Source organism: Bradyrhizobium sp. Kon10 (genome assembly GCF_055807395.1).
Window position 1 is genome coordinate 72,880 of sequence record NZ_JBVVOZ010000018.1, and the last position, 21,137, is coordinate 94,016.

The 21,137-nt window shown below is 64.6% G+C and carries 19 protein-coding genes and 1 pseudogene; 9 read left to right on the plus strand and 11 right to left on the minus strand.

Annotation, left to right across the window (positions count from 1 at the left end; genetic code table 11):
• Positions 1-50: 50 nt before the first annotated feature.
• Positions 51-1,001 carry an amino acid ABC transporter substrate-binding protein gene (locus AC0L2O_RS23765; RefSeq protein WP_473371405.1) on the minus strand — a complete coding sequence of 317 codons (951 nt, stop codon included), beginning with the start codon at positions 999-1,001 and terminating at the stop codon, positions 51-53.
• A 13-nt stretch (positions 1,002-1,014) separates the two neighbouring features.
• Positions 1,015-2,310 (minus strand): dicarboxylate/amino acid:cation symporter, encoded by a 1,296-nt coding sequence (locus AC0L2O_RS23770; RefSeq protein WP_369719704.1) that lies wholly within the window; start codon positions 2,308-2,310, stop codon positions 1,015-1,017.
• Positions 2,311-2,517: 207 nt separating this feature from the next.
• Here AC0L2O_RS23770 and AC0L2O_RS23775 point away from each other — a divergent pair, with 207 nt between their 5' ends.
• The 4 genes from AC0L2O_RS23775 (at position 2,518) to AC0L2O_RS23790 (ending at position 7,489) form a co-directional block, all read left to right on the plus strand.
• Positions 2,518-3,519 (plus strand): NADP-dependent oxidoreductase, encoded by a 1,002-nt coding sequence (locus tag AC0L2O_RS23775; RefSeq protein WP_473371406.1) that lies wholly within the window; start codon positions 2,518-2,520, stop codon positions 3,517-3,519.
• Positions 3,520-3,675: 156 nt separating this feature from the next.
• On the plus strand, positions 3,676-4,536 hold the full coding sequence (locus tag AC0L2O_RS23780; protein ID WP_473371407.1) for a cysteine rich repeat-containing protein: 861 nt from the start codon (positions 3,676-3,678) through the stop codon (positions 4,534-4,536).
• Between the two features lie 203 nt (positions 4,537-4,739).
• On the plus strand, positions 4,740-5,879 hold the full coding sequence (locus AC0L2O_RS23785) for an FAD-dependent monooxygenase (protein WP_369719708.1): 1,140 nt from the start codon (positions 4,740-4,742) through the stop codon (positions 5,877-5,879).
• Positions 5,876-7,489 (plus strand): benzoate-CoA ligase family protein, encoded by a 1,614-nt coding sequence (locus tag AC0L2O_RS23790; RefSeq protein WP_473371408.1) that lies wholly within the window; start codon positions 5,876-5,878, stop codon positions 7,487-7,489. Before AC0L2O_RS23785 ends, AC0L2O_RS23790 begins: the two co-directional genes overlap by 4 nt.
• A 167-nt stretch (positions 7,490-7,656) precedes the next feature.
• On the opposite strand, the gene AC0L2O_RS23795 is transcribed toward AC0L2O_RS23790, so the two are convergent.
• The gene (locus AC0L2O_RS23795) at positions 7,657-8,169 is read right to left on the minus strand and encodes a MarR family winged helix-turn-helix transcriptional regulator (RefSeq protein WP_369719710.1); all 513 of its coding nucleotides are present in this window, start codon (positions 8,167-8,169) and stop codon (positions 7,657-7,659) included.
• Entirely contained in the window at positions 8,159-8,791 is a 633-nt protein-coding gene (gene maiA, locus AC0L2O_RS23800) for a maleylacetoacetate isomerase (RefSeq protein ID WP_473371409.1), read from the minus strand. The genes AC0L2O_RS23795 and maiA overlap by 11 nt, the downstream gene beginning before the upstream one ends.
• A 201-nt stretch (positions 8,792-8,992) precedes the next feature.
• Between maiA and gtdA the strand changes: the two genes are divergently transcribed.
• Complete coding sequence (gene gtdA / locus AC0L2O_RS23805; RefSeq protein ID WP_473371410.1) at positions 8,993-10,033, plus strand: gentisate 1,2-dioxygenase; 1,041 nt, start codon at positions 8,993-8,995, stop codon at positions 10,031-10,033.
• A 117-nt stretch (positions 10,034-10,150) separates the two neighbouring features.
• On the opposite strand, the gene AC0L2O_RS23810 is transcribed toward gtdA, so the two are convergent.
• The 4 genes from AC0L2O_RS23810 to AC0L2O_RS23825 form a co-directional block, all read right to left on the minus strand.
• A complete protein-coding gene (locus tag AC0L2O_RS23810; RefSeq protein WP_473371411.1) occupies positions 10,151-10,978 on the minus strand; it encodes an ABC transporter permease in 828 nt (275 codons plus the stop codon).
• Positions 10,971-11,744 carry an ABC transporter ATP-binding protein gene (locus AC0L2O_RS23815; RefSeq protein WP_369719714.1) on the minus strand — a complete coding sequence of 258 codons (774 nt, stop codon included), beginning with the start codon at positions 11,742-11,744 and terminating at the stop codon, positions 10,971-10,973. The genes AC0L2O_RS23810 and AC0L2O_RS23815 overlap by 8 nt, the downstream gene beginning before the upstream one ends.
• 241 nt (positions 11,745-11,985) lie before the next feature.
• Positions 11,986-12,990, minus strand: coding sequence for an ABC transporter substrate-binding protein (locus AC0L2O_RS23820; RefSeq protein ID WP_409191008.1), 1,005 nt, complete (start codon positions 12,988-12,990; stop codon positions 11,986-11,988).
• A gap of 32 nt (positions 12,991-13,022) precedes the next feature.
• A complete protein-coding gene (locus AC0L2O_RS23825; protein ID WP_473371412.1) occupies positions 13,023-14,387 on the minus strand; it encodes an FAD-dependent oxidoreductase in 1,365 nt (454 codons plus the stop codon).
• Positions 14,388-14,499: 112 nt separating this feature from the next.
• Between AC0L2O_RS23825 and AC0L2O_RS23830 the strand changes: the two are divergent.
• A pseudogene (locus tag AC0L2O_RS23830) lies at positions 14,500-15,368 on the plus strand (LysR family transcriptional regulator).
• A gap of 130 nt (positions 15,369-15,498) precedes the next feature.
• On the opposite strand, the gene AC0L2O_RS23835 reads toward AC0L2O_RS23830, so the two are convergent.
• On the minus strand, positions 15,499-16,302 hold the full coding sequence (locus AC0L2O_RS23835) for an enoyl-CoA hydratase-related protein (RefSeq protein ID WP_473371413.1): 804 nt from the start codon (positions 16,300-16,302) through the stop codon (positions 15,499-15,501).
• Between the two features lie 158 nt (positions 16,303-16,460).
• Between AC0L2O_RS23835 and AC0L2O_RS23840 the strand changes: the two genes are divergently transcribed.
• Entirely contained in the window at positions 16,461-17,435 is a 975-nt protein-coding gene (locus AC0L2O_RS23840) for a ketopantoate reductase family protein (RefSeq protein ID WP_473371414.1), read from the plus strand.
• Between the two features lie 2 nt (positions 17,436-17,437).
• On the opposite strand, the gene AC0L2O_RS23845 is transcribed toward AC0L2O_RS23840, so the two are convergent.
• Both AC0L2O_RS23845 and AC0L2O_RS23850 read right to left on the minus strand, forming a co-directional pair.
• Complete coding sequence (locus AC0L2O_RS23845; RefSeq protein ID WP_473371415.1) at positions 17,438-18,115, minus strand: alpha/beta hydrolase family protein; 678 nt, start codon at positions 18,113-18,115, stop codon at positions 17,438-17,440.
• Between the two features lie 25 nt (positions 18,116-18,140).
• Positions 18,141-18,794, minus strand: a complete 654-nt coding sequence (locus tag AC0L2O_RS23850) for a TetR/AcrR family transcriptional regulator (protein WP_369719721.1) — start codon at positions 18,792-18,794, stop codon at positions 18,141-18,143.
• A 73-nt stretch (positions 18,795-18,867) separates the two neighbouring features.
• Between AC0L2O_RS23850 and AC0L2O_RS23855 the strand changes: the two genes are divergently transcribed.
• Both AC0L2O_RS23855 and AC0L2O_RS23860 read left to right on the plus strand, forming a co-directional pair.
• Complete coding sequence (locus AC0L2O_RS23855; protein WP_473371416.1) at positions 18,868-19,812, plus strand: SDR family NAD(P)-dependent oxidoreductase; 945 nt, start codon at positions 18,868-18,870, stop codon at positions 19,810-19,812.
• 133 nt (positions 19,813-19,945) lie between these two features.
• Positions 19,946-21,091, plus strand: coding sequence for an acyl-CoA dehydrogenase family protein (locus tag AC0L2O_RS23860; RefSeq protein ID WP_409191012.1), 1,146 nt, complete (start codon positions 19,946-19,948; stop codon positions 21,089-21,091).
• The last annotated feature ends 46 nt before the right edge of the window (positions 21,092-21,137 follow it).

The window sequence follows — 21,137 nt, forward strand, 5'->3', positions numbered from 1 at the left end:
GTGGCGAGGGTGCAGCGAGCTTGGGGCGCGAACGTCGCAGTCAAGACGTTCTAATTATTCGCGCTCGCCGAATCGTCCATTGCCTTGAAGGCTTCTTCCAGTTGCAGCGAGATCGGCACGTTCAGCCGCTCTCCGGTGGGAAGGCGCGCGGTGAACCATTTGTTGTAGAGCGGCACCAAATCGTGGTTGGAGCCGAGCTTGCGGAAGGTTCGCTCGACCACGGCTGTCAGTTGCGGCTCGCCCTTGCGGAACATGATGCCGTAGGGATCGTAGGACAGGTAGTCGCCGGTCACGCGGAACTTGTCCTGCGCCTTGTGGCGCACGATCAGGCTCGACAGCAGGATGTCGTCGGTCGCGAACGCATCGGCCTTGCCGTCCACGACCATCTGGAACGACTGCTCGTGGTCGGCGCCGACGACGATGTTCAGCCCCAGCGAAGACTTCTTGTCGGCGGCCTGGATCGCCTGCTCGTTGGTGGTGCCCTTGGTCACCACGATGGTCTTGCCCTTCAGGTCGGTCAGCGATTGAACGCTCGAGGCCTTCGGCACCATCAGCTTGGTGCCGGCGACGAACATCAGCGGCGAGAACGCGACGCGCTTGCCGCGCTCGGCATTGGCCGTGGTCGAGCCGCATTCGAGATCGATCTTGTTCTGGAGCACCGCGTCGATACGATCGTCCGAGGTGACCTTGACATAGTCGATCTTGAGATTGGGATCGTCGACCTCGGCGCCGATCTCCTCGACGATGGCCTCGCAGAGCTCGAGGCTATAGCCGATCGGGCGGTTGGCCTGGTCGAGGAAGGAGAACGGCGGCGAGCTCTCGCGATAGCCGAGCCGCACGGTGTGCGCGTTCTTGATGGCAAGCAGCGTCGGGCTAAGCCCGTCGCTGCCGCCGGTCTGGGCCGACGCGCCGGTGGCCAGCAGGCTCGCCGCCAGCAACAGGCCGCCCCAAACCGGCTTAACCCAACTCGGCTTGCCCCAACTCGGCTTTAAAGGGCGCATCACGCATTCCCCATCAATGGCCGGCCATCGCGGGCACTTCGCCGGGCACCATATCGCCCGGCACGACGTCGCTCGGCCCCATCGCATGTTCGGGCCCGAGCTCGCCTTCCCATTTCGCGACCACGGAGGTCGCGAGGGTGTTGCCGATTACGTTGGTGGCGCTGCGGCCCATGTCGAGGAAGGTGTCGATGCCCATGATCATCAACAGGCCGGCTTCGGGGATGTTGAACTGCGACAGCGTCGAGGCGATCACGACCAGCGAGGCGCGCGGCACGCCGGCGACGCCTTTGGACGTGATCATCAACGTCGCCAGCATCGCAAGCTGCGTACCGAGCGGCATGTCGATGTGATAGCTCTGCGCGATGAAGATGCTGGCAAAGGTGCAGTACATCATCGTGCCGTCGAGGTTGAAGGAATAACCGAGCGGCAGCACGAAGCTCGAGATTCGCGACGAAGCGCCGAAGCGGTTGAGGCCCTCCAGCGTCTTCGGATAGGCCGCTTCCGAGCTCGCGGTGGAGAACGCGATCATCAGCGGCTCGCGGATCAGCTTCAGCAGATGGCTGTAGCGCGGCCCGATCACGATGAAGCCGACGATGACCAGGATGCCCCAGAGCAGGAACAGCGAGAGATAGAACCCGCCCATGAACACGATGAGCTTCCAGAGCACCAGCAGGCCGTTCTTGGCGACGGTGGCGGTGATGGCGGCCCAGACCGCGAGCGGCGCGAACAGCATCACATAGCTCGTCACCTTGAGCATGATGTGGCCGAGATCGTCGATCAGCGCCAGGATCGGCTTGGAGCGTTCCGGCATCGAGCCCATCGCCACCGAAAAGAACACGGCGAAGATTACGATCTGGAGGATCTCGTTCTGCGCCATCGCATCCGCGATCGAGGTCGGGATCAGATGCGTCAGGAACTTCTCGATGGAGAAGGCGGAGACCGGCAGGCCGGTCGACTGCGCCTTGTCCGGCAACGTGCCGGGGAAGTTAGCGCCGGGCTGGAGCAGATTGACCATGATCAGGCCCAGCATCAGCGAAACGAAAGAGGCGCTGACGAACCAGCCCATGGTCTTGGCGAAGATGCGGCCGAGCTTGGAGCCCGAGCCCATATGGGCGATGCCGCCGACCAGGGTCGCGAATACCAGCGGCGCGATAATCATCTTGATCAGGCGCAAGAAGATCACGGCGACCAGATTAATGGACGAGGCCCAGTCGCCCCGCGTATCCGGCAGGAAGTTGTAGATCGCCGAGCCCATGATGATGCCGAGCACCATCGCCGCCAAGATGTATTGCGTAAACCTGTTCGACATAAGTGACCCCCACTACACCGGTGGTTCATGATGTCGCAGATATCAAGACGACGCAACACGCTTGGCGTGTGGTCGCGTTGTCCGGATGTTCCCGTTGTGAAACTGGCCGCAGCGATCTAGCCTTCATGCAGCGCACAACGAATGCGGCTTGCATCTTTTCTTGGCTGCGGCTGCATCAATAATCGTCACATTCAGGGAGGCAACGCCATGACCGTCAGCGCCAATCGCCAAATTCTTCTGGTGGAAAAGCCCAGCGGCAAGCTCGGTCCCGAGCACTTCAAGATGGTCGAAGGCGCACGGCCTGAGCCGAAGGACGGCGAGGCCTTGTTGCGCGTTCGCTACATCTCGCTCGATGCCGCCAATCGCGCCTGGATGCACGGTGCGACTTATCGTTCAGCCGTCGAAGCCAACAGCGTGATGGCCGGCGGCGCCATTGCCGAAGTCGTCAGTTCGAAGGCGCCGGGGCTCGCGCCCGGCGACATCGTGTTCGGCGACACCGGCTGGCAGGAGTATGCCGCGGTGCCGGCAAAGCATCTCACAAAAATGCCGAAGCTCGAACCAATGACGCATCTGCTCAGCGTCTTCGGCATCGCCGGCCTCACCGCCTATTTCGGCCTTCTGGAGATCGGCAAGCCCAAGGAAGGTGAGACCGTGGTGGTTTCGGCGGCGGCGGGCTCGGTCGGCTCTATCGTCGGACAGATCGCCAAGATCAAAGGATGTCGCGTGATCGGCATCGCCGGCGGCGCGGACAAGTGCAACTGGCTGACGTCCGAGCTCGGCTTCGACGCCGCCGTCGACTACAAGGACGGTGCGACCTTCAAGGCGCTGCGCGCGGCCGCGCCAAAAGGCATCGACGTCTATTTCGACAATGTCGGCGGCGAGATTCTGGAAGCGTGCCTGCCGCAGATGAACAATTACGGCCGCATCGCCTGCTGCGGCGCGATCTCGCAATATGACGGCGCGCCGTCGGCGCATGGCCCGCGCGGCGTGCCCGGGCTGATCGTGGTGAAGCGTCTCGTCATGCAGGGCTTCATCGTGATGGACTACATGAAGGAAAGCCAGCGCGCGCTGGCCGATCTCCAGGCCTGGGTCAAATCCGGCAAGCTGAAAGTGCAGGAAGACATCATCGATGGACTGGAGAACACGCCGAAGGCGCTGATCGGGTTGCTTGCCGGCGAGAACCGCGGCAAGCGCATGGTCAAGCTCTGAAGACGTAGTTACGTCGCAATTGCGTCGGCATTATCTACTTGCGGTAGAGGCCAAGGCGCCCAAAGATATCGCGCGCGAGGCACTGCTCGCGCTAATTGCGCTTGCATCACTTTTCAAAAATCGTCGGCGTGACCGACAGGGCAGGAATTCACCCAGATGTTCAACACGTTGAAACATGTTTCGACGCGCAAAATGTTGCTCGCGGCAACACTCTTCGCAACTGCAACAAGCGCGTTCGCGCAAGCGCCGACCGAGGCTCAGAAGAGCGCCATCCGCTCCGCATGCCGCTCGGACTTCATCGCGCACTGCTCGAGCGTGACGCCCGGTGGTGTGGAGGCGTATCAATGCCTCCACAAGAACATGTCCAGCCTGTCATCGGGATGCCAGACCGCGGTTCGCGCGGTCGAGCCGGCCGCCGCGCCGAAGACCGAAGCTGCGCCGGCCAAATCTGAGCCGGCCAAATCCGAAGCAGCCAAGTCTGAGCCTCCCAAGTCTGAACCCGCAAAGTCTGAACCGGCAAAAACCGAGGCCGCGCCGACTGCGAAGCCGACCGCGGAGGCGGCTGCGAAAGCCGCCACGCCCAAGCCGCCAAGCGGCGCGCAAGTCTCCGCCATCAAGAGCGCCTGTCGCTCCGATTATCCAAAGGTCTGCGCCGGTGTGCCGCCGGGCGGCGCCCCCGCGCTCGAATGCCTGGAGAAGAACAAGGCGAAGGTGTCGGCGGCCTGCGCAACAGCCGTGAGCGCCGCCTTCGGTGGTGGTGCTGCAGCCGCGGCGCCTGCGGGCGCTGCACCGGCTGCGGCGGCAACACCGGCCGCAGCCCCTGCCGCGATCGTGCTGCGGCCGTTGCGGCCTCGGGAGGAGCTGTTCATCGTCCGGTCCGCCTGTGGCGGCGACATTCGCGCGCTGTGCGGCGGCGTGGCTCCCGGTGGCGGTCGCATCGTGCAATGCATTGCGAGCAATGCCGCGTCGCTGTCGCCCGGATGCAAGGACGTTCTGGCGCCGTTCGCGGCGCGATAAGACGTCGCGCGATCGCGCTGGTGGCCAAGCCGGTGCGATTTGGCTATGCTTCGCGCGTGACGGTTTCGGGCACACCCCAAGCGGGGGTCCGGGAGCGAGCCTCGGCGCGCCATGCCTTGCCGATAATTCCGCTGGCGCGGGACGCCGGAGCACATTAGTCTACCCCTAGATAGTAAGTATACTGTCAATTAGGGAGGCAGATTTTGCGGATCGCCGTGATCGGCGGGGGGCCCGGCGGGCTCTACTTCGCCTATCTCTGGAAGAAGCGTCACCCCGAGGATCAAGTCGACCTGTTCGAACAGAACCCGGCCGACGCGACCTGGGGCTTTGGCGTGGTGTTCTCCGAGCAGGCGCTGGAATTCCTGCGCGCCGACGACCCCGAGACCGTCGATGCGATCGCGCCGCACATGGAGAGCTGGCAGAACATCACGCTGAGCCTGGACGGCGACAACGTCGCTATCGACGGCGTCGGCTTCTCCTCGATCGGCCGGCTCGAGCTGTTGAAGTTCTTGCAGCAGCGCGCGCTCGATGCCGGCGTCACGTCGCGCTTCGACACGCCGATTCACGCGATCGACCAGCTCAACGGCCATGACCTGATCGTCGCCGCCGACGGCCTGAATTCGCTGGTACGCCGCGCCTATGAGGGCGATTTCGGCACCTCGCTGTCCTACTCCTCCAACAAATTCGTCTGGTACGGCACGTCGAAACGCTTCGACACGCTGTCGCAGACCTTCGTGAAGACCGATCGCGGCGCCTTCAACGCCCACCACTATCGCTATTCGCCGAACATGAGCACCTTCCTGGTCGAATGCGACCACGCGACCTGGCAGGCCTATGGCTTCGCCTACAAGGACGTCGAGCAGTCCAAGGGGGTCTGCGAGGAGGTGTTTGCCGACACGCTCGGCGGCCACTGCCTGGTCTCGAACAAGTCGGTGTGGCGCAACTTCCCCTGGGTCTGGAACGAGCACTGGTCGTTCAAGAACATGGTTCTGATCGGAGATGCCCTGCACTCGGCGCATTTCTCGATCGGCTCGGGCACGCGGCTCGCGATCGAGGACGCCATCGCGCTGGTCAAGGCGCTGGAATCGGATGCGCATCTGACGACCGCGCTGCATCGCTACCAGGCCGCGCGAAAGCCAGTGGTGCAGAAGCTCGTCAACGCCGCGCGGACCAGCGCCTTCTGGTACGAGCACTTCGCCCAGCACATGCAGCTTGGCCTGATCGACTTTGCCTATAGCTACATCACCCGCTCGGGCCGCATCGACGATGCCCGGCTGCGGGCGATGTCGCCGGCCTTCATGGCGCGCTATGAGGCCGCGAAGAACGGCGAGGACGAGGCATGAGCAGCGAGATTCGCGACCAGGTGCCCGCGGACGGCCCGGGCGCCCGCGAGATCGGCTTCGCCGTTCCGCAAGCCTACAATGCAAGCCGCGTGCTCTTCGACAATCTCGCCAAAGGACATGGCGACAAGCTCGCGCTCATCGGCCCCGCAGGCACGCGCAGCTATGCGGAGCTCTGTACCGACGCTTGCCGCTGGGGCAACGGCCTTGCTTCACTGGGTTTGAAGCGCGGTGACCGCGTGCTGCTGTTTCTCGATGACACCCCGGCCTATCCGGCGGCGTTCTTCGGCGCGGTCCGCGCGGGCTTCGTTCCGCTGCTGATCAACACGCTGACCCCGCCGGATCTGCTGCAATTCTATCTCGCCGATTCCGGCGCGAACGTCGCGGTGGCCGAGTCCGAGTTCTGCGCGCGCTTCAACGCCGAGGCCTGCAATGACACGGGCCTGCGCACGCTGATCGTCGTCAACGGCGAGGTGGGCGAGCACGCCGCGCCGAACGCGATCGGCGCGGCAGACTGGCTTCCACAGTTTCCAACCGCGCTCGCGGAAGCCGATACCCATCGCAACGACATGGCGTTCTGGATGTACTCCTCCGGCTCGACCGGCCGGCCGAAGGGCATCGTGCATCTCCAGCACGACATGGCCTATAGCGAGGCGGCGTTTGCGCAGAACGTGTTGAAGCTGATGCCGGATGACATCTGCTTCTCCGTGCCGAAGATCTTCTTCGCCTATGGTTTCGGCAATTCCGTCACCTTCCCGTTCTCGGCTGGCGCTGCAACGCTGCTGTTGCCGGGACAGCCGAAGCCGGCCTCGATATTTGCCGCGATCGAGCAGTACAAGCCGACCGTCTTCTTCGGACTGCCGACGCTTTATACGTCGCTGACCAAGGCTGACAGTGCGGCCAAGACCGACTTCTCGTCGCTCCGCATGTCGCTATCCGCGGCCGAAGTGCTCTCGGCCGAGGTGTTCAACGGCTGGAAGGCGCTCACCGGACTCGAAATCGTCGAGGGCCTCGGCTCGACCGAAGTGCTGCACATCTATCTCTCCAACCGCCCCGAGCGGAAGAAGCTCGGCGCCGCCGGCCTGCGCGTGCCCGGCTACGAGATCGCACTGAGGGACAAGGACGGCCGCGACGTCGGCGACGACGAGGAAGGCATCTTGTGGGTGCGCGGCGATTCCAACACGCCGCTGTACTGGAACCGACCGGACAAATCGGCGGAAACGATCCGCGACGGCGGCTGGATCTACACCGGCGACCGCTTCGTCCGCGACAGCGACGGCTTCCACTTCTTCCGCGGCCGCGCCGACGATCTCATCAAGATCTCCGGCCAGTGGGTCTATCCGCTCGAGGTCGAGTTGTGTCTGGCCGACCACCCCGACATCCGCGAATGCGCCGTGTTTGCCGCCGAGCTGCCGGACCGGCGCATGACGCTGAAGGCGGTGGTGGTGATGAACAGCAGGACCGTCGACCAGAGCGAGGCGACGCGGCGGCTCCAGGATTATGTGAAAGGCAAATTGCTGCCCTACAAATATCCGCGCGAGGTGATCTTCATCGACGACCTGCCGAAGACGGGTACGGGGAAGATCGATCGGCAGGCTTTGCTGCGGATGTGAGGAGACGGCCGGCCGCACATTCAGTGTCGTCCCGGCGAAGGCCGGGACCCATACGCCGAGGCAGCAGTGTGGCACGGAATGGTGTTTACCTGTCTTCGCCAAACCAGGAGTAGTGGTTATGGGTCCCGGCCTTCGCCGGGACGACGATGGTATTGACGCACGCCCCCTCACCCCGTTTTCCCCAGATGCTCCAGCGCGTCCTCGGTGCGCAGCGGCACCCGTGACGCCTCGTTGTTGAGATCGACGAGCTGCACCAGCAGTCCCATCAGCGCCTTGCGCTCAGTGGGCTTGAGCGGCTCCAGCATGCGCGCCTGCGCGCGTTCGACGGCAGGGATGATCTCGCGCAGGACCGCCGCGCCCGGCTTGGTCAGATAGAGCAGCTTGATCCTCTTGTCCTCGGGCGCAGGCCTGCGCTCGATATAGTTCTTGGCCTGCAGCCGCTCGATCACGCTGCCGAGCGTGGAGCGGTCGAAAGCGATCACCGCCGACAACCGCGTCGCGTCGATGCCGGGATGGGTGTGGATCGCGATCAGCGCCGCGTATTGCACCGGCGTCAGGTCGAACGCCTTGCATTCCTCCATGAAGATCGAGACCGCAATCTGCTGCATGCGCCGGAACAGATAGCCCGGCGCGGCATAGACCGCGTCGATCGTGATCGCAGCCGCGGGCTTACTCGGCATCGGGCTGCTTCTCCGGGGCTGCGTTGGCGAAGGCGGCCAGCGCCTTTGCGGCGGCTTCCGCCTTGATCAGACGCGGATAGGCGGAGACATCGACGCCGAAACGGCGCGCATTGGCGAGCTGCGGCACCAGGCAGAGATCGGCAAGTGTCGGCGCATCGCCGAAGCAGAACGGGCCGGGCTCGTTCCTGATCAGCGTTTCACACGCCGACAGCCCCTCGCGATTGACCCACGCCGCCCAGTCCTGAACCTTGTCCTCGGCAAGCCCGAGTTCACGCAGGCGTGCCAGCACCTTCAGGTTCTGCACGGGGTGCGTATCGCAGGCAATGGCGAGCGCGAACGCCCGCACCTTGGCGCGCTTGAGCGGATCTTTCGGCAGCAGCGGCGGATTGGAGTGGGTTTCGTCGAGCCATTCGATGATCGCCACCGACTGGGTCAGCACTGCGCCCGCATCGTCCTCCAGCGCCGGCACCAGCCCCTGCGGGTTGATGGCGAGATAGCTGGGGGCGCATTGCTCGCCCTTGCGCAGATGATGCGGCAGATGCTCCGCACCGAGGCCCTTCAGGTTCAGCGCGATCCGCACCCGGTAGGCGGCGCTGGAGCGGAAATAGCCGTGCAGCTTCATCAGAACCCTCCCTCTATCTGTCATTCCCGGGCGATGCGTTAGCATCGAACTATGGTGCGCAATTGCGCACCTGAGAATCTCGAGATTCCGGGTTCGCGCTTCGCGCGCCCCGGAATGACGACCCGGACTGTTGTTCAACAAGTTGACGCTACCTAGACTGTCAGTATACTGTCAATTAACAAAACGAACGGGAGCCGCACCATGGAAGCCGTGACCAGGACGCCGGAACGCGAGGCGTTCTACAAGAAGATCGACGGCGAGAACCTCACCGCGCTGTGGACGGTGATGGGCGATTTGATCACGCCGGAGCCCAGGAGCGCCTGCCGGCCGCACCTCTGGAAGTTCGACGTCGTCCGCGACTACATGACGGAGGCCGGCAAGCTGATCACGGCCAAGGAAGCCGAGCGGCGCGTGCTGGTGCTGGAAAACCCCGGCCTGCGCGGCCAGTCCAAGATCACGACCTCGCTCTATGCCGGCGTGCAGATGGTGGTTCCCGGCGACGTCGCACCGGCACACCGGCACAGTCAGTCGGCGCTGCGCTTCGTGCTCGAAGGCAAGGGCGCCCATACGGCTGTCGACGGCGAGCGCACCGCGATGGAGCCCGGCGACTTCATCATCACGCCGTCGATGACCTGGCACGATCATTCCAACGAGACCGACCAGCCGATGTTCTGGCTCGACGGTCTCGACATTCCCATGGTGCAGTTCTTCGACTGCTCGTTTGCGGAAGGCGCCAAGGACGACCAGCAGAAGATCACAAGACCGGCCGGCGACAGCTTTGCGCGCTATGGCCATAACCTTTTGCCGGTCGACATAAAACGATCGTCGAAGACCTCGCCGATCTTCAGCTATCCCTATGCCTACACCCGCGAGTCGTTGGAGAAGGCGCGCGCGAGCCAGGAGTGGGACGCGTGCCACGGGCTGAAGCTGAAGTTCAGCAATCCCGAGACCGGCGATTTCGCGATGCCGACCATCGGCACCTTCATCCAGCTGCTGCCGAAGGGTTTCAAGACCGCGCGTTACCGCTCGACCGATGCGACGGTGTTCTGTCCGATCGAAGGCCACGGCCGTAGCCGGATTGGGGATGCCGTGTTCGAATGGGGCCCGCGCGATCTTTTCGTGGTGCCGAGCTGGCAATGGGTGACGCACGAGGCCGACATGGATGCCGTGCTGTTCAGCTTTTCGGACCGGCCCGTGCAGCAGAAGCTCGACCTGTTCCGCGAGGATCGCGGCAACGCGTAAGGCTGGATGCCAGCCACACCGTCATTGCGAGGAGCACTTGCGACGAGGCAATCCAGAATCCCACCACGGAAAGATTTCTGGATTGCTTCGCTTCGCTCGCAATGACGGGAGTACGCCTTACCGCCAATGCAACAGCCGCGTCTCCAGCCAATTGATTACCCTGCCTACCGCCAACCCGAACACCGACAGGATCACCACGCCCGCGAGCAGCTGATCCGTCTGCATCAGATTGCCCGCCTGCAGCACGAACGCGCCGATGCCGTATTGGGCGCCGATCATCTCGGCGCTAACGACGAGCAACAGCGCCACCGAGGCGGTGATACGGAAACCGGCGAGGATCGCGGGCAAGGCGCCCGGCCAGATCACCTTGCGCACGATGGTGGCGAACGGCACGTTGAAGCTCTGCGCCATGCGGATGAGGTTGCGCGGCACCCCGTCGACGCCGCTATAGACCGAGATCGCCGTCGAGAAAAATACCCCTAACGCGATGGTCGCGATCTTCGGCTCTTCGCCGATGCCGAGCCACAGGATCAACAGCGGCAGCAGCGCGATCTTCGGGATCGGGAACAGCGCCGAGATGAAGGTGATGCCGACGCTGCGCGCGAGCCGCGACAGGCCGATGGCGAAGCCGACCGCAATTCCGGCCGTCGTCCCCAGCAGCCAGCCGACGCCGATGCGCAGCAACGAAGCGGAAAGGTGCTGCCATAGCGCGCCCGAGATCGCGAGCTGGTAGATCGCGCGCACAATCGCCACTGGCGCCGGCAGGAACAGCGGATTGACGACGCCGGCGCTGCCGGCCGCCTGCCAGATCGCAATGACCAACGCGAGCGCGATCCAGCCGCCAAACCGGCTGCTCGCGGGCACGAAGCCGGCGCCGCGAAAGCGAACGCGGCGGGTCGTCTCGTCCTTTGTCGATGATGTCGCTGCCGGTGCGCGATCAAGCATGCTGCACCTCGCGCTCGGCATCGATCGCCTCGGTGCGGATCAGCGACCAGATCTGGTTCTGGAGCGCGAGCAGCTTTTCACGCGCGGCGATTTCGCCGCGCTCGGTGCGCGTCATCGGCACGGTCACGACCTCGCGAATGCGGCCCGGCCGGCGCGACAGCACCACGATGCGATCGGCGAGCCGCGCCGCCTCTTCGAGATTGTGGGTGACATAGACCGCGCCCATGCCGCCGTCCGCGAGCAAACGGACAAAATCCTCCATCAGCAGCTCGCGGGTCTGCGAATCCAGTGCCGACAGCGGCTCGTCCATCAGCAGTATCGCAGGCTTGACCGCAAGCGCGCGCGAGATGCCGACCCGCTGGCGCATGCCGCCGGAGAGCTGCTTCGGATAGGTTTTGCGGAAGTCGGTCAGGCCTGTGCGGCGCAGCGCGTCATCGACCAGCGCCCGGCGCTGGATGGCCGAGAGCTGCGTGTGCAGCAGCGGGAATTCGACGTTCTCCTCGACATTGGCCCAGGGCAGTAGCGCGAAATCCTGGAACACGAAGGTGAGCGGATTGAGGCTGCCCGCCGGCGGCGATCCGCGCAGCTCGGGCGCGCCCGACGTCGGCTGCAACAGCCCGCCGAGGATCGACAGCAGCGTGCTCTTGCCGCAGCCGGAGGGACCGACAATCGCCACCACCTCGCCGGCGCTGACCGTGAACGAGACATCGTCGAGCACGGCGAGATCGCCGAAGCGATGGGTGATATGGTTGGCGATCAGGTCCATCTCATGGCCTCAGTGTCGTCCCGGCGAAGGCCGGGACCCATACGCCGAGTGGCAGTTGTGGCGCAAAATAGTCATTGCCTGTCTTCGCCAAATTCAATTCGGTGGTTATGGGTCCCGGCCTTCGCCGGGACGACACTGACGGCCGAGCTGCACGTGGGCCGTGCGCCCTTCGAGGCCTGCCTTGCGGCAAGTCGCAAGACAGGCACCTCAGGATGACGGGGATAGTTCGAAGAACATGGCATCAATCCGCCTTCACAAATTCCTTGGCGATGATCGTATTCGCATCAAAGCCCTTGTCGGCAAAGCCCTGCTCCTGGAGCCATTTGATCTGGTTGTCGACGTTCTTGACGTCGAGCTTGCCGTCCGGATCGATATAGGCGCAGTTGCCGACCACCTGCTCGACCGGCAAATTGGTGTACTTGGCGATGATCTCCAGCAGCGGCTTTGTCTTGTCGTTGATTGGGGCTGTGCCGTTCTTCATCGCGGCGAGGATGACGTCGTGATATTCGCGATCGGCTTTCGCCAATACGCCGAGCAGCTTCGTCACCAGAACCTTGTTGGCGAGCGTCTTCGGCGAAGCGAACACCGCGCCGAGCTGCCATGGCGTCTCGTCGCCGACCCAACCCAGAAACTTTGCGCCGCCATCATCCATCAGCTTTCGCGCCGTCGAAATCGGCAACAGCGCCGCATCGACGGTCTCGCCCTTCAGCGCGGCGGCCGCATTCGACAGCGATTGCAGCGGGACGATCTTCACATCCGACAGCTTGAAACCGTATTTGTCCGCCAGCAGCCCGAGCGAATAGTGAAAGCTCGATCCGACCTGCGTCACCGCCACGCGCTTGCCCGCAAGGTCCTTCGGCGTCTTCAATCCGGCCGCGTAGGCATTGTTGCTGGCGAAATAACCGATCAGGGGATAGCCGGCCCTCTCGCGGCTCATGCCGCCGATCACCTTCAACACGCCCTTGCCGGCGAGATTGTACAGGCCGGCCGTGAACGCGGTGACGCCGAAGTCGACGTCGCCCGAGGTGGTGGCGACCGCGATCGGCTGCGCGGCGTCGAAGAACTTCAGCTCGATATCGAGGCCGGCGTCGCGAAAATAGCCCTTGTCCTGCGCGATGAAGACCGGCGCGGACGACGATAGACGGAGCACGCCGATTTTGGCCTTGAGCGCGTCCTCGGCCCGGGCCGTCCCCATCGCCATGATCGCCACCAGGCCGGCAACCGCGAGCCGCGCAATCCCGATCATCTCGTTTCCTCTCTTTTTTCTCTTGCAGGCCGTCACAGTCCCTCGGGGACGGGCTGGTCCCGCCCGATGAAGGCGCCCTGTTGTTTCAACGTTTCCTGCAACTTTTCAACCGGGATTTCGCGTGGAATGCGATTACCTGAGAGTGCCAGCGCCGCTGCGGAACCGGCTGCCTCCCCCATCACGAAGCAGGCACCGGACACCCGTGCCGCCGATTGGCCCTCATGGGTCATCGAGGCGCAGCGTCCGGCGACCAGCAGATTATCGACGGCGTCGAGCACCAGCATGCGGTAGGGCAGCTCGTTATAGCCGCGCGATTCGGGAATTGGCGGAAAAGTGAACACGACATCGCCGGGAACATGGGCCTCGATCGGCCAACCATTGACGCCGATAGAATCCTCGAACGAAGCGCAGCCGAGCACGTCCTCGCCGCTGAGCTGATAGCCGCCCGTGACGCGCCGGGTCTCGCGGATACCGAGCTGCGGCGGCAGGTCGACGATGTAGGACTTCTCAAACCCCGGCACGGTCCGCAGGAATTCGAACGCGGCCAGCGCCTGCTTGCGGCCCTCGATCTCGCCACGGGTGAGATCGTCAGGCTCGATGCCGTTGATGGCGTGGCCGTCCTCGCGCGCGATTTGGGTAAAATTCACCCGCCATTCGATGCCGGACTTCTGCGGCCGTACGATCGCGCTTCTGCGCGGGAATTTGTGGGTGCCGGCCGCACTGGCCTTTTCCATCAATTGCGGGATGGTGCGCCAGGCCTCGCCCGCCCGCTGCGGATCGATGCCGTTAAGGCGGAGCATCATTGACGGGTACAGGGGATGGCCGTGTTCGTCGCCAAGCTCGAACGGCGCGCCGGCCCAGACCGCGAGATCGCCGTCGCCGGAACAGTCTATGAAGATCTCCGCGCGTACCGCCCGCCGGCCGGCCTTGGTCTCCACCATCAGCGCGTCGATGCAGCGGTCGTCACCCATCACTACGCCGGCGCCGAGCGCATGGAACAGGATGTGCACCTTGTGGCTGGCGAGCAGCTCGTCGGCCGCGATCTTGTAGGCGGCGGTGTCATAGGCCTGGGCAAAGACCTTGCCGAGGATCAGATGCGGCGCGTTCAGCCCGTTCAGGCGGTCGATCCGCGCCAACAGCTCGGATGCCATGCCCTGCACCAGCCGATGGTGCTCGCCATGGACATTGCCGTGCAGGCCGCAGAAATTGGTGACGCCGGCGGCGGTGCCCATGCCGCCGAGAAAGCCGTAACGCTCGATCAGCAGCGTCCGCCGCCCCGCGCGCGCGGCGGACGCCGCCGCCACGATGCCGGCCGGGCCGCCGCCGAGGACAACGACCTCGTATTCGCCGTAGAGCGGCACCTGGCGCGCTGGTTCTTCGATGGTCGTGGCCCGCATGGCGCGTCCTGTCCCTGAAATCTCTTGCTTGGGTCCGACTATGAATTAACGCTGAGCAAGCTACAATCCATCAAAATGGGCGATCAGCTTTCTCGAATCGCGAAAGGTCGGGATGGATATCCTGGTGAACCTTCAGGCCTTCCTCGCCACAGCCGACGCGGCCGGCTTCTCCGCCGCGGCGCGAAAGCTCAACGTCTCGACCTCGGTTGTGGCCAAGCGGGTCACGCAATTGGAGGCGCGGATCGGCACGCCGTTGTTTCATCGCTCGACCCGGCAATTGCGGCTCACCGACGCCGGCCAGCGCTACGTCCATCGCGCGCGCGGCGTCGTCACCGACGCCACCGATTTGCTGTCGCGGATGGGCGAGAAGGGCCACGATCTGGTCGATCACCTCCGCATCAAGGCGCCGACCTCGCTGACAGTGGCGCGGCTTGCGGATGCCTTTAGCGCATTCCAGACGCAGAACCCGCGGCTCAAGCTGGAGATCGTGCTGATCGATCGTCCGGTCGATCCGGTGACGGAGGGATTCGACATCGCCATCGGCGCCTTTCCGCATTCCTTCGGCGGCGTCGTGGACGAGCCGCTCTGTGCGCTGAAGCGGCTGCTCTGTGCCTCGCCCGCCTATCTGAAGAAGCACGGCACGCCAAAGCATCCGCGCGACCTCGTCGAGCATCGCTGCCTCAGCTTTCTGCCGACGGGACCGGAGTGGATCTTTGACGGCCCGCGCGGCCGCATCAGCATCCAGGTCAGCCCGCTACTATCCTCCAACGAGGGCCATGTGCTGGCGCGCAGCGCGATCGCGGGCAACGGCATCGCCCTGATCTCGCATTATCTCGTCGCCGACGCCTTGCGCGAGGGGACACTGAAGCCGGTGCTGCGCGATTTTCCGATTCCGGAATTGTGGGTCAAGGCCGCGATCCCCGAGCGGCGGCGCAGGCGTTGCTGACCTTGCTGAAAACGTCTCTCGCGCCGTCGCTGTAAAGCGCAGCGAGCGTGCGGTAACCGTAGCCCGCATGCAGCGCAGCGGAATGCGGGGATGCCGCCCCCGGATTGCGCTTCGCTCCATCCGGGCTACGCGCCTGTCACAAGCCGCAGCTGCCGAGCGGCTCGCTCAGCCTTTGCCGCCACCCCAATTCGCCGCCCGCTTCTCGGCGAACGAGGCCAACCCTTCCGCCGCCTCCCTGCTCTGGCGCTTCAGCGAATGCAGCTGCACGAGCCGCCTGTAAGCCGCATCATCCACAGCCATTCCGCCGAACGAGCTTTCCAGCGCGAGCCGCTTGGTCTCGGCCATCGCCTCCGGCCCGTTGGCGAGCAGCTGCTCGACCACCTTGGCGCCGGCGGCGTCGAGGTCGGCCAGCGGCACGACCTCATGCACGAGGCCGATGCGGCGGGCGTCCTCGGCGCCGAAGCGTTCGCCGGTGAGTGCGTACCGGCGGACCTGCCGCACACCAATGGCATCGCAGAGTTGCGGGATGATGATTGCAGCCGTCAGGCCCCAGCGCACTTCCGTGATCGAGAACAGGGCGTTGTCGGCCGCGATCACGACATCGCAGGCCGCGATCACGCCGGTGCCGCCGCCGAAGCAGCCGCCTTGCACCAGGGCCACGGTCGGAATCGGCAAGGTGTTGAGCCGCTGCACGGCCTCGAACGTCGCGCGGGACGCGGCCTCGTTCGCCTCGGTCGGTTGCGGCCGCACGCCGTTGATCCATTTGAGATCGGCGCCGGCCTGAAAGTGCTTGCCGTTGCCCCGGAGCACGACGACGCGGAGGTTGGGCTGTTTACCGAGTTCGTCCATGGCCGCGAGCACGCCGGCGATCAACGCGCCGTCATAGGCGTTGTTCACCTCCGGACGGTTGAGCGTGACGGTCGCGACGCCACGGGCATCAAGGGTCCACAGGACGGGGTTGGCGGTCATCGGGATCTCCGGTCATGTTGTTTGCCGCGCACTATGACCGAGGCTGCGCACCCCGATCCATATCTTTCCGTCGTAGGGCTGCCGCGTCCATCGCATGGCGGCTTGTGCCATGCTGGCGCCGGGCGGCAGTCAACGGATCAGGACGGGGACATCACATCATGCGCATCTGCATTTTCGGCGCAGGCGCCGTCGGGAGCCATATCGCGGTCAGGCTGGCCCGTGCCGGCCATGAGGTCTCGTGCGTGATGCGGGGCGCGCATCTCGAAGCGGTGCGCGCGAACGGCCTGAAGCTGCGCGTCGGCGATTCCGAGGTGGGAGCCAAGGTGAATGCCACGGGCGATCCGGCCCTGCTCGGACCGCAGGACGTGGTGATCAGCACGCTGAAAGCGACTGCGCTCCAGGGGCTGGTCGCCAGCCTCAAGCCGCTGCTCCAGGACGATACCGCGATCGTGTTCGCCCAGAACGGCATTCCCTGGTGGTATGGGATCGGCCTGCCGCCGCGGCACCCGACCCCGCCCGACATCTCCTTCCTTGATCCCGGCGGACGGCTGCGCGCCTGCATCCCGAAAGAGCGGATCGTCGGTGGGGTGGTGTTCTCGTCCAACGAGGTGATCGCACCGGGCGTGGTGCAAAACCTCACGCCCGATCGCAACCGCCTGCTGATCGGCGAATGCGACGACCGCCATTGCGAGCGCATCACCAAACTCCGGAACGTGTTGAACGACGCTCGGCTGGACTCGCCGCCGGTTTCCGATATCCGCGAGGCGATCTGGTCAAAGCTGCTGACCAACATGTCGCTCTCGGTGCTGTGCCTGCTCACCGGCCAGACCGCGCGCGGCGTGCGCGACGACCCCGCCTTTACCGAAGTGATCCCGCGCATGCTGAACGAGGCCAACGACATCGCGCAGCACTTCATTCCCGAGGTCAAGCGCGTGACCCGCAGCGGCCCCGCCCCCAACCACAAGCCGTCGCTGCTGCAGGACTACGAGCTCGGCCGCGCCATGGAGATCGACGTGCTGGTGAAGGCGCCCGCCGCCTTCGCGGGCACTGCCTGCCTCTCGACGCCGACGCTGGACCTGATCGCCGCGCTCGCGATCCAGAAGGCGCGCGACAAGGGGCTTTACTCCGCCTGAATTCAGGCGAGCGCGTCGATCCACGCCGCGAGCGTATCGAGCACCTCGGTCAGCGCTTCTTCATTGGTGCGGCCGGACTTTTTCAGCACCGCGAAGGAGTGATCGCCGCCTGCGATCTCATGCAGCGTCGCCTTCGCCCCGAGCGCCGCCACCACGGGCTTGAGAAGACCGAGGTTGGCGAGCTTGTCGCGCGTGCCTTGCAGGAACAGCATGGGAATTGCGATGCCGGCGAGGTGCTCGGCGCGCTCACTCGATGGCTTGTTGTCGGCATGCAGGGGAAAACCGAGGAAGGCGAGCCCTTTGACATTAGGCAGCGAGGCCTTGGACTGGGCCTGCGACGTCATTCGCCCGCCGAACGATTTTCCACCCGCGACGAGCTTGAGCCCGGGACACAGCCGCGCCGCCTCCTCGACTGCCGCGCGGATGGTGGCGTGCGCGACCGCCGGCTGGTCGGGGCGCCCTTGTTTCCTCTCCATGTAGGGAAAATTGAAGCGGAACGCGGCGATGCCGCGCTCCGCGAGCCCCTCCGCGACCTCGTTCATGAACGAATGCCGCATATCGGCGCCGGCGCCATGCGCCAGAACGTAGCAGGCCCGCGCATGCTCCGGCCGCGTCAGCATCGCCGAGACCGTGCCGATGCGCGCGATGTCGAGCTTGAGCTCTGTTGCCTTGGTCCTCATGACGCGTTCAGCCCTCGATCGGCACTTAGCGGCGCGCCCCACTTGCGGGCCAGAGATAATTCAGAACGCGACCAAGCGTCGTCATGATCTCGCGATGTCCGGCCTCGCTGCCGACCGAGCCGAATTTCTCCTCCAGCGCCAGCTTGGCAAAGCCGTGGACAGTCGACCAGGCCGCCGCCGCCGCAATCTTCGCCTCTTTCGGCGTCCCGCCGACGAGCTCGGCGATAATGATCTCGAACTCGCGGCCGGCCGCCCTGCTCGCCTGCGTCAGACGCGAGTCGTCGGCGACGAGGCGCTTGTTGGCAAACATCATCTGGAATCGGCCGGGATGCTTGAGCGCGAATTCGACATAGGCAAGCCCCTGGGCCTGAAGCTTTTCGCGCGCTCCCTGCTTGCGGGACGCAGCATCGCGCAGCGCGCCGGCCAGTGCATCATAACCGCGGATCGCCACCTCGGTCAGCAGGCCCTGCGCATTGCCGAAGTGGTGCGACGGTGCGGCCGGAGACACACCGGCGCGGCGAGCGGCCTCGCGCAGGGTAAAAGCTTCGGCGCCGTGCTCGGCCAAAATGGCCTCGCTCGCTGCGATCAGAGCCTCCTGAAGCTCTCCGTGATGATAGCCGGGTTCGGGCCGGGGAGCCCGGTGGCTCGGCGCGGCGCGCGGCGTTTTCGATTTCGTCATGCTAACTTGACACTGTTCAGATTGCAGACTACCTATCTTAACACCGTTTAGATTGGTCAGCCGGGAGTTCGAAATGACCGAAATGCAGCATAGCACCGCAAGTTCGCGCGTAAAGCGGCGTCATCTGGTGGCCGGCGCCGCGCTGGGCATGCTGGCGAGCACCGTCGGCGGCCTGGCCGGCGGCATCGCGCTCGGCCAGAGCGCGGCGCTGCCGCAGCAGAAGCCGAGCGGCAGGCGCCGCTTCGACGACAAGACCGTCATCGTGACCGGCGGCACTTCCGGCATCGGCCGCGCCGCCGCATTGATGTTCGCCGCCGAAGGCGGCAAGGTCGTGTTCTGTGGACGCAATGTCGAGCGCGGAACGCGGGTTGAGGACGAGATCAAGGCGGGCGGCGGCAACGCAACGTTCGTCCGCGCCGATGTCCGCAACGAGGCCGAGGTCAAGGCCTTGGTCGATAAAACGATCGATCTTCACGGCCGCCTCGATGTCGCTTTCAACAATGCCGGCATCTCGATCGAAAAGCCGCTGCACCAGTACAGCGCGGCCGAATTCGACGATGTGATCAATACCGACCTGCGCGGTGTGTTCCTCTCGATGAAGTACCAGATTCCGCACATGCTGCGGACGGGTGGGTCGATCGTGGTGACGTCGTCATCCAACGCCATCGCCACCACGGCGAACCGTTCGGCCTATTCCGCCGCCAAGCGCGGGCTTGTCGGCATGGTTCAGGCCGCAGCACTCGAATATGCCCAATACGGGATCCGCATCAATACGCTGATTCCCGGCACCACGGATACGCCCTTCATCCGACGGCTCGCCGGCATGGAAAACCTGCCCGATGCCGCCTGGCACGTCGCCATCGCGCAATGGGCCAAATCCCATGTACCGGGAATGCAGCGCGTGGCGACGGCGGAGGAGATCGCAGCCTTCGCACTCGTGCTCGCCTCGGACGATCATCCCTACACGACGGGGGGCCAGTTCGTCGTCGACGGCGGCAAGACCGCGCAGGCGGGATAGGGCATCCGCCGACGCAGCCTCAAGACACGATCTTTGGCAGCTCCGGTCGGCGTCGCAACACGACGGGCTTGCGCCCGCGTCTCGCCTTGTGGCACGGCTGAGCGGACACATCGCCAGCACGATCGAGGCCGCCATGTCCTACCGCTCCTCCTGGATGACTGAAGAACTCGATGTCTTCCGCGACCAGTTCCGGAAATATCTCGCCAAGGATCTGGCACCGCACGCCGAGAAATGGCGCGAGCAGAAGATGGTCGAGCGCTTTGCATGGCGCGGGCTTGGCGAGATGGGCGCGCTGCTCGCAAGCGTACCGGAGGAGTATGGCGGACTGGGCGCGAACTTCGCCTATGACGCCGCGGTGCTGGAAGACCTCGAAAGCACCGTGCCGGAGCTGACGACCGGCGTTTCCGTGCACAGCGCCATCGTCGCGCACTACATCCTCAACTACGGCTCGGAGGAGCAGAGGAAGCGCTGGCTGCCGAAGATGGCTTCGGGCGAGATGGTCGGTGCCATCGCCATGACCGAGCCCGGCACCGGCTCTGACCTCCAGGCCGTGAAGACCACGGCAAAAAAGCAAGGCAATTCCTACGTCATCAACGGCCAGAAGACGTTCATCACCAACGGCCAGGCCGCCGATCTCGTGATCGTGGTGGCGCGGACCGGCGAGGTCGGCGCCAAGGGCATTTCGCTGATCGTGGTCGAGACCGCGGGCGCGGACGGCTACAAGCGCGGGCGCAACCTCGACAAGATCGGCCTGCATGCCTCCGACACGTCGGAGCTGTTCTTCGACAATGTCACGGTGCCGCCGGACAATCTGCTCGGCGGCGAGGAAGGCCAGGGTTTTGTCCAGCTGATGCAGCAATTGCCGCAGGAGCGGCTGGCGCTCGCGGTCGGCGCCGTCGCCTCGATGGAGCGCGCGGTCAAGCTCACCACAGAATATACCAAGGAGCGGACGGCGTTCGGCAAGCCGCTGATGGATTTCCAGAACACCGCCTTCACGCTCGCGGAACGCAAGACCGAGGCCATGATCGCGCGCGTCTTCGTCGACTGGTGCATCGAGCGACTGATCGCCAAGGACCTCGACACCGTCACGGCGTCGATGGCGAAATACTGGTGCTCGGACAAGCAGGTCCAGACCGCCGACGAATGCCTGCAGCTGTTCGGCGGCTACGGCTACATGCAGGAATATCCGATCTCGCGCATCTTCATCGATTCCCGCATCCAGAAGATCTACGGCGGCACCAACGAGATCATGAAGCTGCTGATCGCAAGATCGCTATAGTCGCTATCTCATCCGCTTGTCGGTAGCGAGGAAATCGACGAACGTC